This is a genomic window from Anaerobacillus arseniciselenatis, from assembly GCF_001865995.1.
Classification (GTDB): Bacteria; Bacillota; Bacilli; order Bacillales; family Anaerobacillaceae; genus Anaerobacillus; species Anaerobacillus arseniciselenatis.
Genome location: NZ_MLQQ01000001.1, coordinates 686598 through 702065, shown reverse-complemented (window position 1 = coordinate 702065; position 15468 = coordinate 686598). Strand labels below are relative to the sequence as shown.

Sequence of the window (15468 nt, the reverse complement as noted above, 5' to 3'; positions counted from 1 at the left end):
CAAAATGTTTTGGTGCAACTATCTATTGATCTTAGTGACGAAAATAATGAATTATGAAATTCATTAAATAATACGATTAAAATTAGAGGTGAAAAAATGGAACCGTTCTTACCACAACTTGTTTATATAGAACCTAGGGCATTAGATTATCCGTTAGGAATTGAACTTAAAGAAAAATTTGAAAACCTTGGAATAGAAATTAGGGAAACAACATCGCATAACCAGGTAAGGAATATCCCTGGGGAAAATGAAAATCAAAAGTATCGTAATGCAAAATCAACTCTCGTTGTCGGAGTACGCAAAACGTTAAAGTTTGACACTTCAAAGCCGTCTGCAGAATATGCTATACCACTTGCAACCGGATGTATGGGACATTGTCATTATTGCTATTTACAAACGACGATGGGGGATAAGCCTTACATTCGTACGTATGTAAATTTAGAAGATATTTTTGAAGCGGCTACAAACTATATAAAAGAGCGTGAGCCAGAGATTACTCGGTTTGAAGCTGCATGTACATCCGACATTGTAGGCATCGATCATTTAACACATTCGTTAAAAAAGACCATTGAGTTTTTCGGGCAAACTGATTTAGGGCGACTTCGCTTCGTAACAAAATATCATCATGTCGATCACTTATTAAATGCAAAACATAATGGAAATTCCCGGTTTCGATTTAGCTTAAACTCCAATTATGTCATCAAAAATTTTGAACCTGGAACGTCTCCTTTTGAAAAACGTATTGAAGCTGCGGGTAAAGTGGCAAAAGCTCATTACCCTTTAGGGTTTATCCTAGCGCCATTGTACCGTCACGAAGATTGGGAACAAGGGTATTTGGAGCTGTTTGAAAAACTTGAGGCAACATTACCGACCTATGCTACAAAAGATCTGACATTTGAACTGATCCAACATCGTTTTACGAAAACAGCGAAGCGAACCATTTTAAAGCGATACCCGAAATCAAAATTAGAGATGAACGAAGATGAAAGAAAGTATAAATGGGGCAAATATGGAAGGGGTAAGTATGTCTATAAAAATGAAGAATCTGATGAACTGAAAAATACAGTTGAAGGTTATATTGAGAAATTTTTTCCGAAGGCAAAGATTGAATATTTCACATAACGTTTGAACTATTTTGTTGATCAGGTTGTCCAGTATATTTGATTATAGTATAATTTTTATGATAAATATAAATGAAATTCATTAAAGTATGTATGGGTTGAGAGGAAATCGGAGGGGACACGATGCCAACACCAAGTATGGAAGATTATTTAGAGAGAATATATTTATTAATAGAAGATAAGGGATATGCCAGAGTTTCTGATATTGCAGAAGCACTAGAAGTCCATCCTTCCTCTGTTACAAAAATGGTACAAAAACTAGATCAGACAGAATATGTAATATACGAAAAGTATCGAGGGTTTGTGTTAACACCAAAAGGAAAGAAAGTTGGAAAACGTTTAGTTTTTCGCCATGATTTATTAGAAGAATTTATGAGAATTATCGGTGTAAGCAACGAAAATATTTATGAGGATGTTGAAGGGATTGAGCACCACTTAAGTTGGGATGCTATTGATCGAATCGGAGATGTTGTTCAGTTTTTTGAAGAGGATAAAACTCGCATTGACCTACTTCGACAAGTCCAAAAGAAAAATGAAGCACTAAATGAACAAAATAAATAATGATGAAGGCTGACCTTATGGTTTGCCTTTTTCTTTTTTATAAGGCTGTCTTCGTAAACTTTGTTGCATTTAAGTAGTCCTTGGATAGTCATTCAGCCTACCTCCTGCATACTGTAAAAAGAGAAGGGAGGAGGTGGATTATTTGCAGTTTGATGGAGTGTTTGCAGGCGGTGGTATCAAGGCGATAGCTTTTATCGGTGCCTTAGAGGAGATGGAACAAAAAGGGTTTACATTTAATCGGTTAGCGGGAACTAGTGCAGGTGGAATATTTTCAGCTTTAATTAAAGCGGGTTATACGAGTAGCGAATTGAAAAATGAAGTTGAAAGTGTCGATTTTCAACAGTTTTTAGATCCGAAACCATCGATCATACCATTTTCGTTTATGAAGTGGCTTGGTTTATATAAGCGCCTCGGCCTATATAAAGGGGTTGAATTTGAAAATTGGTTAACAGAGATGCTTAAGAAAAAAGGAATTTCGACTTTTGGCGATATAGAAAAAGGCTCGTTAAAGTTAATTGCCTCAGATTTAACACAAGGAAGGTTAGTCGTTTTGCCAGATGATCTTCCTGATTACGGATTAGTTCCAGAGAAATTTTCGATTGCTCGTGCTGTAAGGATGAGTAGTAGTTTACCTTACTTTTTTGAGCCAATTAAAATATATAATGGAAAAGGGGAGGTCTCGATATTTGTTGATGGTGGTCTTTTAAGTAATTTTCCAATGTGGCTCTTCATGAATAAGAAGGGGGGGAAATTAAAAAGACCAGTCATTGGGTTCAATTTGACTCCAGATTTAGATAAAGTAAAACCAAATGAAATCAATAATGCAATTGAAATGTTTACGTCCCTTTTTAAAACGATGCGGACGGCTCATGATTTAAGATATATTTCAGAAGAGCATGCCAAAAACATTGTATTTATTCCTGTCGATAACGTTAACACAACCGATTTTAATTTAAAAATAAAGGAGAAAGAAACACTCATCGATTTAGGAAGAAATAAAACAGAAGCTTTTTTAAAATCTTGGCATTAAAAATCGAGCACTTTTTAAAAAAGGGCTCGATTCTTTTTCTTATTTTTTTTGCCTTCAATGACTGTTAAATTTACGTCAGTACGCTTTTTAGTCAATGGTCGATTAAATTTCTTGCTTTCTTTTTTCTTCTTATGAGGGATCACATTAGTTCCCGAAGAAGCTTTTTGGGACACCTTTCTCGCTTGAGGGTGATGTGAGCTTGCATAAGCACCTGTACTAAGTTTATGTGCTAAAAATTTCTTGAATATAAAGAAAATAATCGCTACAAATACTACCATAAATAATAATTGTTGAAATAATGCAGCAGGTTCAGTTAACAACCGATAAAACAAGCCGATAATTGATAAAACTAAAACACATAAAATAAGTGGATGAAAAGAATAACGAGTCATACGCTCACCTCCAAAGAATTTAAATTACTTTAAGGAAATTCGGTAAAATGGAAGTTAAACATCTTTTAATATCAATATTATGCTTTGGGCTAATTGGTTCATCCCTTTTGTGTATAAAAACTAAAATAAAGCTAAAAAGCTTGTTGGCTCTCCACCGCTTTTCAGGACTGGACAAGCGCTTTTTTGAAAGGAAAGAAAGAATAACTTTTTTAATTACAAAAAAGATATTATACTTAATATTCTACATGAAAATGGCAATTTCCTCTAGAAAATAAATGTTATAATAATATTTATTCCCATTAACTTAAATTTTTACACACTATTTTATTAATTAGAAATTAATGAATTTCATAATTCGATATAATCGCCACTAGGTATCTAGTATGTAGTTGAGTTAAAACGCTCGCAACTACATATAGTCTGATATGACTTAAATAAGGTAATTATGAAATTCACTCAAATGCTATAGTTTTTTGCAATCTAGGTCATACTATGGCATGAGGTGATTAAGAAAATGGAAAATCTAGAACAAAATAAGCGTGAGCAACCTATGAGCTTTAATTCTACAGTGGCATCGATTGGTTTTTTTGGTGGTTTGATTTGGAGCATTGTCGGTTATTTTGCTTTCTTCTTTAATTTTATTCGAGTAGGTCCAGCTTTAGTATTAATGCCATGGGCTTTAGGAGATTGGAAAAATCGTTTTATTGGACATTTGGTAGGGATTGGTGTTATTTCAATTCTTTCAATCGTTGCAGCCTTCTTGTATCGGTTTATTTTAGCTAGGTTTAATAGTATATGGCCTGGAGTCGCTTATGGTTTCTTATTATGGTTATTTGTTTTTTATTTGTTAAACCCAATTTTTCCTGGGTTGAAACCACTTGTCAATTTAGACCTAAATACGATCATAACTGGGATTTGTTTATACATTTTATACGGTGTATTTATAGGGTATTCAATTTCTTACGAATATAGTGAGATGACCAAGTAGCGACGCTCAACTATTCAAAATGTACAAGCATGTGATAGAATGTCCATTAGGGCATTCTATTCGTTTTTATACTTACAACAAGGAGGTTTTTGTTTTATGGAAAGGCTCAATAAGCTACGAGAAAAGTTTACAGCAAATGAAGTTGAAGCGGTTTTAGTAACGAGTAATTATAACCGCCGTTACATTACAGGCTTTACAGGTACAGCTGGAGTAGCGCTGATCACTAAAACAGACGCAAAGTTTATTACAGATTTTCGTTACGTAGATCAGGCTTCTGAGCAAGCGATAAATTATGAAATTGTACAGCATAAAAATTCTTTAGTAGAAGAAATTGCTACTCAGTTAAAAGATTTAGGCATAAAAAGATTAGGTTTTGAAAAGAATCATGTTAGCTTTGCTCAATATGAAGATTTTAAAAGTAAATTTACAGGAACAGAATTAGTTCCCGTAAGTGGAATGCTTGAAAATATACGATTGATTAAAGATGAACAAGAAATTAAAATACTAAAGGAAGCTGCTCAAATTGCTGATGCTGCATTTGATCATATTATTACTTACATAAAACCAGGCCTTACAGAGTTAGACGTATCTAACGAACTAGAATTTTTCATGAGAAAACAAGGGGCTGTTTCATCTTCTTTTGATATTATTGTTGCATCGGGGATTCGTTCTGCGCTACCACACGGTGTTGCATCTGATAAAATTATAAAAACGGGTGAGCTTGTAACTCTTGACTTTGGAGCATATTATAAAGGATATTGTTCAGATATTACCCGAACAGTAGCTGTAGGTAAACCATCAAGTGAGTTAGAAAAAATATATAATACAGTATTAGAAGCTCAACTTCGAGGAATGAAAGGGATAAAGCCTGGGTTAACTGGTAAAGAAGCAGATGCTTTAACTAGAGATTACATTACAGAACAAGGCTACGGTGAATATTTTGGACATTCTACAGGTCACGGTCTCGGAATGGAAGTACACGAAGGACCGGGGCTGTCTATGAAGTCTGATACGGTTCTTGAACCAGGGATGGTAGTAACAGTAGAACCAGGAATATATATTTCAGGTGTTGGTGGAACTCGTATCGAAGACGATACAGTGATTACTGAAAATGGAAATGAAACACTTACCCACTCGACAAAAGAGTTATTAATTATTGGTGAATAAAAGTAACAGCCCATAGATATCAAGGGAATTTAGGAGGAAAAATAAACATGATTTCAGTAAACGATTTTAAGACAGGTTTAACAATTGAAGTAGACGGTGGTATTTGGCAAGTGATGGATTTCCAACACGTAAAGCCAGGTAAAGGAGCTGCTTTTGTACGTTCGAAACTTCGTAACCTTCGTACAGGTGCTATTCAAGAAAAAACATTCCGTGCCGGTGAAAAAGTAGCAAAGGCACATATTGAAAATCGCCGTATGGCCTACCTTTATGCTAGTGGTGATATGCACACGTTTATGGACAACGAAACATATGAGCAATTAGAATTATCGTCTTCTCAACTAGAGTATGAACTGAAATTTTTAAAGGAAAACATGGTTGTTCAAGTAATGACGTATCAAGGTGAGACTCTTGGTGTCGAATTACCGAATACTGTAGAGTTAAAAGTTACTGAAACGGAGCCTGGGATTAAAGGAGATACAGCTTCAGGTGGTACAAAACCTGCTACTTTAGAAACGGGTTTAACAGTTCAAGTTCCGTTCTTCATAAATGAAGGTGAAGCTTTAATTATTGATACACGAAACGCAGCATACATGTCTAGAGCATAATTACAATTTAATCTATTATGATGAGAGGTTGACTTACACGTCTTCCTCTTTTTTGTTTTTTAGTTGGTTAGTTGGTTTGTTGGTTAGGGGAAAGTTGAATGTTGGAAGGGTTGAAAGAAATGCACGTGTTTTATCAGATTAGATGGTGGCGGCAGGCAAGCTGCCATGAGGATTTTTTATGTAAAAAGGAGGGTGATTTTCCTGAACGAGCCTCTGAGATTCGTTAGAAGGTCACAGCGAAGTGAAGAAAATCGCCCGACTTTTACATGCTAAATGGTAATGATGCCGTCATATTTTAGAACGATATTTTGATAAAATTAAAATATTCAGAAATGTATGTTTTGAAATTTTTAAAACGGGTAAGTATTTGTATGACGAAAAAAATTAAATTAAAAGGGGTGCTATTATGGAGAAAATTTCAAAAAAGTTTGACGATGGGTTACAAATTGCTTACTTTGAATTTTCAAAAGACATTGTGTGTATCGAAGTTCATCAATACGGTAAAAATATGGGTGCTTTCTGTTCAGATGTTTCATACTTCCAAGAATGGGATGAAAAGGACTTGTTACAACTAGCTAAAACGCATATAAAACAAGTTAAAAGTGCACAAAGCCCCTCAGGTAAAAATAGAAAGAAAATTGCTGATTACGAAATAGAATATAATACCCATTTTGAGGATATGGTTTGTATAAATGTATTTCAAAATGATGATCAATTAGCTGCATTTTGTTCAGATCGCCATTCATTTGAAGAGTGGGTTGAAGATGAGGAGTTATTAGCTCAAGTTGTTAGAAGTCAAGTCCAGTAGTAGTTTTGAGTTATGAGTGAAGAGTGTTGAGTTGTTGAAAGCCTCGCTTCGGTGTTTTGAGCAAAAAAGTTTTTAAAAAGTTTAGTCTGATTGAAAACGCTTTTCAGACGAGGCGTGAACCCTTGTGGACAGCGGAGTTACCACTGACGGTAATGAGCATGAACTCAAGGGTGAACAACGACGTATGCGAGCGTTTGTCAACAGACTAAAAGCACGTACTTACATTTTTTGTAGGTAGGTGCTTTTTTACTGTTCTAAAAAGCAGACAAAATCATAAGGTTGTACTACACGAAATAAACAAGTTTTAAAAAATGTACCTAACTTGAGGTGGAAGAAAATGAAAAATTGGATTGCGGCGCTTGAAACTGCAGTTTTAGGCATGGTGATATTAAGGTTAATTTCAGGGCTCATTGAAATTACAGCAGCTACATTAATGCTGAAATTTAATACGGTTGATAAAGCACTAATGATTAATGCGGCACTTGCGATTGTAGGTCCAATTATTTTAATTACTACAATGAGCATTGGGTTAATTGGGATGGCAGACAAGCTTTCATTTAGCAAATTATTACTCATTGGTTGTGGCGTACTATTAATTCTTATCGGTTTGCGACGTTAAAAAGGAAATAATGTTTATAGCCTCTAAAATGAAGTAGTCATATTATGGTCAAGCCTGCATACATTTTTTATAGTAGAGCAAGTACAACATTATTAACTAGAGGGTGGGGTTAAGCTTGGAAGAGATATTGGCGGTGTTACCAGATAATGTTAAAGAAATGATCAAAACTTTACCTATGTCTACGAGAGATAAGGTTGAGGAAATCCGCATAAGAATCCACCGACCACTTGAAGTTGTTATTGACGGAAAGCCGTTTTTTCCAAAAAAAAATGAATTCCCTTATTCTATTACGCCAAGCGATGCCATTCACTTGTTAAACCAGCTAAGTGATTATTCACTATACGCTTTAGAAGAAGAACTGAAGCGAGGATATATTACTATTCGTGGTGGTCATAGAGTAGGACTAGCTGGGAAAGTGATTACGGACAAAGGGAGAGTTAAGGCGATTCGTGATATTAGTTCCTTTAATATAAGAATTGCTAGGCAAAAAATCGGAGTCGCCAATCCATACATTCAATATTTGTATAAAAATGGATCCTGGAATAATACGTTAATTGTCGGGCCACCACAAACAGGTAAAACAACGTTATTACGGGATTTAGCGCGTGTGATCAGCGAAGGAAGCGGTAAAATTCCGTCGATGAAAATTGGAATTGTCGATGAACGATCAGAAATTGCGGGTTCCGTTAAAGGCATTCCGCAACATCGGTTAGGGGATAGAGTTGATGTCTTAGATGCGTGTCCTAAGGCAGAAGGCATGATGATGTTAATAAGATCCATGAGTCCTGAAGTGTTAATTGTTGATGAAATTGGCAGAAAAGAGGATAGTGAAGCGATTATGGAAGCGATTCATTCAGGGGTACAAATTATTACGACAGTACATGGGAATAAGATCGAAGACGTTTTAGATCGTCCTACTCTTAAACCGTTAATGGAAATGAATGTTTTTACGCGCTGTATTGAACTTTCAAGAGGGTTTCAACCTGGCAAAGTAAAACGTATAAGAGATGAAAATGGAAAAGATGTGGTGAGGTTACATTGAAAATTTTTGGAGCGATATTAATTTTAATTGCGACCACTTGGGTAGGGTTTGAATTTGCTAGAAGATTAACGGAAAGACCTAGACAATTACGACATTTAAAAGTTGCACTTCAATCACTCGAATCTGAAATTATGTATGGATTAACACCGTTAGCCCAAGCAAGTGATCACATAGCTAAACAGCTTCCGAAGCCAATCTCTTACTTTTTTACATGTTTTTCTGAAAGGTTGAAAATGGGGGAAGTTAGCGTTCATAAAGCTTGGGAAGATAGCCTCAAAGAAACGTGGCATTTAACCGCTTTATGTAATGGAGAGTTAGAAGTAATGAGCCAGTTCGGAGCTACTTTAGGGCAGCATGATAGAGAACATCAGCAAAAGCAAATTCGCTTAACGCTAAACCACCTAGAAAGAGAAGAAGGTGACGCTATAGAGTCACAAAACCGTTATGAAAAGATGTTAAAAAGTTTAGGTTTTTTAACGGGATTGTTAATTGTCATATTGATGATTTGAACGTGAGGCTAAGGAGGAGATTACATGGGCTATGATGTTAACATGATATTCCAAATTGCAGGAATTGGGATCGTAGTAGCGATGATCCAAACAGTACTAAAACAGATGGGGAAAGATGACTGGGCAAATTGGGTCACCTTAATAGGATTTGTGGTCGTTTTATTTATGGTTGCTTCAGTTATCGATAATTTGTTTCAAAAAATTAAAGGTGTCTTTCTCTTTCAGTAAGGGAGGTGGCGGCCATTGAAATTATTCAAATAGTCGGCTTAGGGCTAATTACTACATTTTTAGCCCTTGTAGTAAAAGAGCAAAAACCTATATTTGCATTTATGCTAACCGTTTTTGTTGGTGTGATCATTTTTATTTTTCTTATTGATCAAATATATATGATTGTGACAATGCTTCAAAAAATCGCCATCAATGCCAATATCAATATGGTATATGTCCAAACGATATTAAAAATTATCGGAATTGCCTACATCGCTGAGTTTGGTGCGCAAATCGCTAAAGATGCCGGTCAAGGAGCAGTAGCATCAAAAATTGAACTTGCCGGTAAAGTATTTATTTTAGTGATGGCTATACCAATTATTACAGCAATTATTGAAACTGTGATTGGGTTGCTACCTTATTAAATGAGTGAATTTCATAATTACCAAAAATGAGCCACATCAAGCAATATATAGTTTGCGAATGGTTTTGACGCAACTATATATTGATCTTAGTGGAGGTAATAATGGATTATGAAATTCATTAAAATGATTGAAGTTTAATTCTTGGGAATTTAAAGGCTAAGATAGGGGTTTTACTCATGAAAAAAATTTTCGTTCTAGCATTCTTCTTTTTCTTAATCATACCTACTATAGCAATAGCAGAAGCACCCCAAGAAAACCTCGTCAATGAACAGCTTTCGCAATTAGGAATTGATGAAATAAGAGACTACTGGGAAGAAATTGTAAATGAATATGGAGGTTTTCTTCCTGATAACCAAAAAGGTTCCTTTATGGAATTCGTTCGTGGAGAAAAACAATTTTCTTTAAAAGAATGGCTACTTGGATTTGTTCGTTATTTCTTCCATGAGATTATTGTTAATGGGAAGTTATTAGGAACATTAATTTTATTAACGGTCTTCAGTGTTATTTTACAAAACTTACAATCAGCTTTTGAAAGAAACACTGTTAGTAAAGTGGCTAATGCCATCGTATACATGGTTTTACTAATCATCGCCATTAATAGTTTTTATATAGCGGTTTCATATGCCCAATCAGCGATTTCATCAATGATTAACTTTATGATTGCCCTACTACCACTATTATTAGCATTACTAGCATCTATTGGCAGTTTAACTTCCGTTGCTCTTTTTCACCCATTGATTATTTTTTTAGTAAACACGAGTGGACTTTTAATCAAACATTTTGTTTTGCCTTTACTTTTTTTATCGGCATTGTTAAGCCTAGTAAGTACTTTAACAGATCATTATAAAGTAACAAAGCTAGCCAATTTATTAAGAAATATAAGTGTCGGAACTTTAGGGATATTTTTAACCGTTTTTTTAGGTGTCATTTCTGTACAAGGTGCAGTCACTGCGGTTGCTGATGGTATTACTATTCGTACAGCGAAATTTGTTACAGGAAATTTCGTTCCGATTGTAGGTAGGGTGTTTACAGATGCGGCAGATACAGTTATGGGGGCTTCTATATTACTTAAGAACACGGTAGGAATAGTAGGACTAGCTATATTGTTATTAATATGTGCTTTTCCTGCAATTAAAGTTTTAGCATTAGCATTTATTTTCAATATTGCTGCTGCGGTGTTACAGCCTCTTGGTGGCGGTGCTATTATACAAAGTTTATCAATAATTGGAAAATCCGTCATATTTGTCTTTGCGGCTTTAGCTACAGTTTGTTTAATGTTTTTCTTAGCGATTACTATTATGGTTGCTGCAGGGAATTTGTCATTAATGATGCGGTAAAGGAGGGGTGGTTATGCAATTTTTAACGGAATGGATCAGCAATATTATTTTATTAATATTACTTGCAACCATATTAGAGCTCCTTCTGCCGAATTCAAGCTTACAAAGATATGTGAAAATGGTAGTTGGTTTGTTAATACTCGTCGCAATTCTCAACCCTTTATTTTCAATTTTTTCAAAAGATGTTGATAGTTGGGTGGATTCGATAAGCTTACCCGGACAATTTCATGAAGCAGATATAGAAAATTCAATAGAGAATAAAAAAATAGAAATACAACAGGCACAACTTGCATATATTTCAGAACAGGTGGCTGTCCAATTAAAGAGACAAGTAGAAGAGGAGATGATCACAAAGTTTGAAAAAGAAATTGTCGATGTAAGAGCAACCATTAATAATTTTATCGAAGAAGAAGATCCTTCCAATAGTATTTCGAATGTGGTAATCGAACTTACACCACAAGATATGAATTTAAGTACTACAAAAGATGAAGCTATAGAAGCTGTTGCTTTAGTTTCGATTGATACGACGAAAAGAAGTGAACCGATTCAGCAAGAAGAAACTAATAAGAATGAAATCATTCGTTATTTATCTTCCGAGTGGCACATCCCAACAGAGAAAATTGAAGTTGTTATGGAAGGAGGGAGAAAAGACAAATGACAGAAAAAAAAGATCAATGGCTTAAAAAACTTTTTAATACGGGGGAAAAGAAAAAGCGAAGTACCCCAATTCAATATTTGGCAATTGTTCTTTGTGTAGGACTGGCATTAATGATATTCAGTAACTTCACAAAATCAAATGATAATCAACAAAGTGTTCCAGTATTCAGTGATGAAACGAAAAGTAGTAGTGAAGAGGTCGCTGTCTTTAGTAGTAAAAGTTCAGGCGACGAACCTTACTCAATGCAAGATTACGAATATACGTATGAGAAACAACTTCGAGAGGCACTTGAACAAATTGTAGGAGTCTCTGATGTAACAGTGATGATCAATTTAGCTGAAACAGAGAAAAAAGTGTTTGAAAGAAACGTAACTACAAAGCAGCAAAATACAGATGAAACAGATCGTGAAGGTGGAACGAGAAAAGTTGAAGATATTACTCGCGATGACCAGGTTGTCATAACGAGAAGTGGAGATAAAGAAGAGCCACTGATAGCTAAAGTAGAGAAACCGACAATTAGAGGTGTTCTTGTTGTAGCTAGAGGTGTTGAAAATATTCAAGTAAAAACATGGGTGGTAGAAGCTGTGAGTAGAGTTTTAGACGTACCTTCTCATCGAGTTTCTGTATTACCTAAGAATTCAAAGGGGGATTAAAAAATGGTATTAAAAAGACAAACTGTATGGTTACTGACAATGCTTAGTTTAATTATTGTTTTATCGGTGTATTACATTACATCACCTATTCAAACGGATCTCGCTTATTTAGATGATGATCAAAAAGAAGAAACAAGTGAAGATGATGGAACTTTTGTAGAATTTGATGAAGTAACTGACGCTGATTTAGAAAGCTTATTCGAAGATGACATTGATAACATCTTATCTGGATCATCAAGCGATGACACGTTCACGTCCATTCGTTTAGACAGACAAGTTGCAAGAGATCGTTTAAGTGAAGACTATGTAGCTGTAATTGCTTCTGCCGATGCTTCTCCGGATGTTCAGAGTCAAGCGTTTGATAAAAATGAAAGTCTACATGTACTAGCTCAAAAAGAAGAAATGTTAGAAACATTAATTAAAACAGAAGGTTATCAAGATGTACTCGTTATTGCTGAAGGAAACGAAGTAAAGGTAATCGTAAAAGCTGATGAGCTTTCTAGAGAAGAGGCTTTAAAGATTAATTTAATGGCTCGAGAACAATTAGGAATTGATAAAATCGCGGTAGCTTTCCATCCAACAAATTAATTACCCAATAATTTAAAATTTAAAATGTAAAATTAACAATTGTGTGGGCTGTAGCTTCGATGCTAAGCTCACATAATTTTTTTGTGCAGTTTTTCCATATTTAATATGATGTTTTTTGGAAAATGCTATCCTTAAAGATGCATTTCTTTTTTTTTAGTGATATAATACGTCATTGATTAGAAAATGTATTTTCCAATAAGGGAGAGATCATCATGCAATGGACTGATTTAACTGAAGGGGCTAAGGCCGTATTAGAACAAACAAGAAACATGAAAAACGACCAAATTCAAATTGTTGAATTTGAAGTAGGGTTTGAACAAGAAACGGAAGACGTAGATGGTGAGAAGTACAAAGTTTCTATTCAAGAAGAGGACTATCAATCCCTAAAGAAATATACAACGGAAAATGAATATGGAGATAAATTTCATATGGCGAGGAATAAAAATATTGTGAAAATCATTTTATTAGAAGACGGTAAAATCCCAGAGAATCTTTCAGAGTTTCCAGTTTTTAAACAATACAAAAATGATGTTGCAGTAGAACAAGTCGTAGAACAGGAATAATCACGAATGGCTCAAAATATTTGAGTCATTTTTTTTTTTATAATGAATTTCATAATTCATCATTCTCTCCACTAAGATCAATATATAGTTGCGTCAAAATCATTCGCAAACTATATGTTGCATGATGTGGCTCATTTTTGGTAATTATGAAATTCACTCAAAAAAATACTTTTAAAATAATAAATTTTAATGTAGCATAAAATTAGTAGTTAGTCATAAGACAAACTGAAAATAGCTACTTCTATGTTATGGATTGAGTAATGTATAAGTATAAAAGAGTGCTGAAAAAGAAATGATGAAAATTAATGAGGAGTGATTTAGAGATGTTAAAAATTCAAGATATACGCGAACTAATTAAGGCAATCGATCAGTCAAGTATTGAAGAGTTTAAATATGAACAAGAGGGCACGAAAGTTACTTTAAGGAAAGAACGAAAAGTAACAGAACAAGTTCAAGCACAACCGTTAGTCGTTCAGCAACCAGCCGTAGCGCAAGCGCCAGAACAGGCCGCTCCAGTACAACAGGCGCACCCTGAACAACAAGTAAAACAAGAGGCACCGGTAGTTGCTAAAGATGAGAACTTACATAAAATTACGGCTCCGATGGTAGGTACTTTTTATGCCGCCCCATCCCCTGATTCACCTAACTACGTTAAAGTTGGAGATAAAGTGAAAAATGATTCTGTTGTTTGTATTGTCGAAGCAATGAAATTAATGAATGAACTTGAAGCCGAAATCAGTGGTGAAATTGTAGAGATTTTAGTTGAAAATGGACAACTTGTTGAATACGGTCAAGAGCTATTTTTAGTGAAACCTGAATAGGAGAGAATCTAGATGATAAAAAAACTATTAGTAGCAAATCGAGGAGAAATTGCCGTACGAATTATACGGGCATGTCGTGAATTGGGTATTGAAACAGTTAGTGTATATTCGGAAGCTGACAAGGATGCCTTGCATGTGAGGTTAGCGGATGAAGCTTATTGTATTGGGCCTACGGCTTCAGCAAAAAGTTATTTAAACTACACAAATATTATGAGTGTAGCAACTTTAACAGAAGTTGATGCGATTCATCCGGGTTATGGCTTTTTAGCTGAAAATGCTGATTTTGCAGAGATATGTAATGAGTGTAAAGTAACTTTTGTTGGCCCAAGCCCAGAGGCAATTCGTAAAATGGGCACAAAAGATGTAGCTAGGGAAACAATGAAACAAGCTGGAGTTCCTATTGTTCCAGGATCGAACGGAATTATTGAAGATGTAGAAGATGCGCTAAATATCGCGAATGAGATTACTTTTCCTGTCATTATAAAAGCCACTGCAGGGGGTGGCGGAAAAGGAATTCGCGTAGCTAGAAATAAAGAAGAACTAATTAAAGGAGTGACGATCACTCAACAAGAAGCACAAACTGCTTTCGGGAATCCGGGTGTTTACATTGAAAAATATATCGAGGATTTTCGTCACGTTGAAATTCAAGTATTAGCTGATAACTACGGAAATGTTGTTCACTTAGGTGAAAGAGATTGTAGCATTCAGCGTAGACTGCAAAAGCTTTTAGAAGAAACTCCTTCACCTGCAATAACGGAAGAAAAACGTCAGGAAATGGGAAGTGCTGCTGTAGCTGCAGCCCAAGCCGTCAATTATTCAGGTGCTGGGACGGTAGAATTCATCTTTGATCACAATACGGGTGATTTTTATTTCATGGAAATGAATACGAGAATTCAAGTAGAACATCCAGTGACAGAAATGGTGACAGGCATCGATTTAATTAAGCAACAAATTTTAGTAGCTTCAGGAGAAAAACTAAGCTTAAGTCAAGAAGAGATTACATTTAATGGTTGGTCGATCGAATGTCGGATTAATGCTGAAAATCCTGACAAAAATTTCATGCCTTCTCCAGGGGAGATTACAATGTACTTGCCACCAGGAGGCCTAGGTGTTAGGGTGGATTCAGCAGCATACCCTGGATATAAAATACCACCGTTTTATGATTCGATGATTGCCAAAGTGATAACATATGGAGAAACACGTGATGAGGCAATTTGTCGTATGAAAAGAGCTCTAGGTGAATTTGTTATCGAGGGTGTTGATACGACAATTCCATTTCATTTACGACTTTTAGATCACCAAACATTCGTTAGTGGAGAATTTAACACTAAGTTTCTAGAACTTCATGATTTATCTCGTAAATAAACAATGGTA

At 35.2% G+C, this 15468-nt stretch carries 20 protein-coding genes; 19 read left to right on the top strand and 1 reads right to left on the bottom strand.

Translation table 11 applies throughout. The features are described 5' to 3' along the window. Positions 1 to 96: 96 nt before the first annotated feature. The 3 genes from splB to BKP35_RS03440 all read left to right on the top strand — a co-directional run bounded on the left by splB (position 97) and on the right by BKP35_RS03440 (position 2712). Positions 97 to 1122 carry a spore photoproduct lyase gene (splB, locus tag BKP35_RS03450; RefSeq protein WP_071311975.1) on the top strand — a complete coding sequence of 342 codons (1026 nt, stop codon included), beginning with the start codon at positions 97 to 99 and terminating at the stop codon, positions 1120 to 1122. 122 nt (positions 1123 to 1244) lie between these two features. Continuing rightward, positions 1245 to 1682 (top strand): transcriptional regulator MntR, encoded by a 438-nt coding sequence (gene mntR, locus BKP35_RS03445; RefSeq protein WP_071311974.1) that lies wholly within the window; start codon positions 1245 to 1247, stop codon positions 1680 to 1682. Positions 1683 to 1824: 142 nt separating this feature from the next. Further along, the gene (locus BKP35_RS03440) at positions 1825 to 2712 is read left to right on the top strand and encodes a patatin-like phospholipase family protein (RefSeq protein WP_071311973.1); all 888 of its coding nucleotides are present in this window, start codon (positions 1825 to 1827) and stop codon (positions 2710 to 2712) included. Positions 2713 to 2726: 14 nt separating this feature from the next. Here the strand turns inward: BKP35_RS03440 and BKP35_RS03435 are convergent, their stop codons facing one another. Next, entirely contained in the window at positions 2727 to 3104 is a 378-nt protein-coding gene (locus BKP35_RS03435) for an SA1362 family protein (RefSeq protein WP_071311972.1), read from the bottom strand. A gap of 514 nt (positions 3105 to 3618) precedes the next feature. On the opposite strand from BKP35_RS03435, the gene BKP35_RS03430 reads away from it, so the two are divergent. The 16 genes from BKP35_RS03430 (at position 3619) to accC (ending at position 15459) form a co-directional block, all read left to right on the top strand. After that, on the top strand, positions 3619 to 4092 hold the full coding sequence (locus tag BKP35_RS03430; RefSeq protein ID WP_071311971.1) for a YqhR family membrane protein: 474 nt from the start codon (positions 3619 to 3621) through the stop codon (positions 4090 to 4092). 96 nt (positions 4093 to 4188) lie between these two features. Further along, on the top strand, positions 4189 to 5259 hold the full coding sequence (locus BKP35_RS03425; protein ID WP_071311970.1) for a M24 family metallopeptidase: 1071 nt from the start codon (positions 4189 to 4191) through the stop codon (positions 5257 to 5259). A gap of 47 nt (positions 5260 to 5306) precedes the next feature. Then, positions 5307 to 5864: an elongation factor P gene (efp, locus tag BKP35_RS03420; RefSeq protein WP_071311969.1), complete on the top strand. Its 558-nt coding sequence runs from the start codon at positions 5307 to 5309 to the stop codon at positions 5862 to 5864. 406 nt (positions 5865 to 6270) lie between these two features. Further along, the gene (locus tag BKP35_RS03415; RefSeq protein WP_071311968.1) at positions 6271 to 6672 is read left to right on the top strand and encodes a hypothetical protein; all 402 of its coding nucleotides are present in this window, start codon (positions 6271 to 6273) and stop codon (positions 6670 to 6672) included. 337 nt (positions 6673 to 7009) lie between these two features. After that, the gene (locus BKP35_RS03410) at positions 7010 to 7291 is read left to right on the top strand and encodes a YqhV family protein (protein ID WP_071311967.1); all 282 of its coding nucleotides are present in this window, start codon (positions 7010 to 7012) and stop codon (positions 7289 to 7291) included. 115 nt (positions 7292 to 7406) lie between these two features. Beyond that, the gene (gene spoIIIAA / locus BKP35_RS03405) at positions 7407 to 8333 is read left to right on the top strand and encodes a stage III sporulation protein AA (protein ID WP_071311966.1); all 927 of its coding nucleotides are present in this window, start codon (positions 7407 to 7409) and stop codon (positions 8331 to 8333) included. After that, on the top strand, positions 8330 to 8842 hold the full coding sequence (spoIIIAB, locus tag BKP35_RS03400) for a stage III sporulation protein SpoIIIAB (RefSeq protein ID WP_071311965.1): 513 nt from the start codon (positions 8330 to 8332) through the stop codon (positions 8840 to 8842). The genes spoIIIAA and spoIIIAB overlap by 4 nt, the downstream gene beginning before the upstream one ends. Before the next feature lie 24 nt (positions 8843 to 8866). Continuing rightward, on the top strand, positions 8867 to 9070 hold the full coding sequence (gene spoIIIAC, locus BKP35_RS03395) for a stage III sporulation protein AC (protein ID WP_071311964.1): 204 nt from the start codon (positions 8867 to 8869) through the stop codon (positions 9068 to 9070). A gap of 14 nt (positions 9071 to 9084) precedes the next feature. Further along, positions 9085 to 9474, top strand: coding sequence for a stage III sporulation protein AD (gene spoIIIAD, locus BKP35_RS03390; RefSeq protein WP_139192806.1), 390 nt, complete (start codon positions 9085 to 9087; stop codon positions 9472 to 9474). Positions 9475 to 9650: 176 nt separating this feature from the next. Next, positions 9651 to 10811, top strand: a complete 1161-nt coding sequence (gene spoIIIAE, locus BKP35_RS03385; RefSeq protein ID WP_071311963.1) for a stage III sporulation protein AE — start codon at positions 9651 to 9653, stop codon at positions 10809 to 10811. Between the two features lie 13 nt (positions 10812 to 10824). Continuing rightward, positions 10825 to 11469, top strand: coding sequence for a stage III sporulation protein AF (gene spoIIIAF / locus BKP35_RS03380; protein ID WP_071311962.1), 645 nt, complete (start codon positions 10825 to 10827; stop codon positions 11467 to 11469). Next, the gene (gene spoIIIAG / locus BKP35_RS03375) at positions 11466 to 12122 is read left to right on the top strand and encodes a stage III sporulation protein AG (RefSeq protein WP_071311961.1); all 657 of its coding nucleotides are present in this window, start codon (positions 11466 to 11468) and stop codon (positions 12120 to 12122) included. Before spoIIIAF ends, spoIIIAG begins: the two co-directional genes overlap by 4 nt. Before the next feature lie 3 nt (positions 12123 to 12125). After that, the gene (locus BKP35_RS03370) at positions 12126 to 12710 is read left to right on the top strand and encodes a SpoIIIAH-like family protein (RefSeq protein ID WP_071311960.1); all 585 of its coding nucleotides are present in this window, start codon (positions 12126 to 12128) and stop codon (positions 12708 to 12710) included. Positions 12711 to 12922: 212 nt separating this feature from the next. Continuing rightward, complete coding sequence (locus BKP35_RS03365; RefSeq protein ID WP_071311959.1) at positions 12923 to 13273, top strand: hypothetical protein; 351 nt, start codon at positions 12923 to 12925, stop codon at positions 13271 to 13273. 323 nt (positions 13274 to 13596) lie between these two features. After that, entirely contained in the window at positions 13597 to 14094 is a 498-nt protein-coding gene (accB, locus tag BKP35_RS03360; protein WP_071311958.1) for an acetyl-CoA carboxylase biotin carboxyl carrier protein, read from the top strand. Positions 14095 to 14106: 12 nt separating this feature from the next. Continuing rightward, positions 14107 to 15459 (top strand): acetyl-CoA carboxylase biotin carboxylase subunit, encoded by a 1353-nt coding sequence (accC, locus tag BKP35_RS03355; protein WP_071311957.1) that lies wholly within the window; start codon positions 14107 to 14109, stop codon positions 15457 to 15459. Positions 15460 to 15468 lie beyond the last annotated feature (9 nt).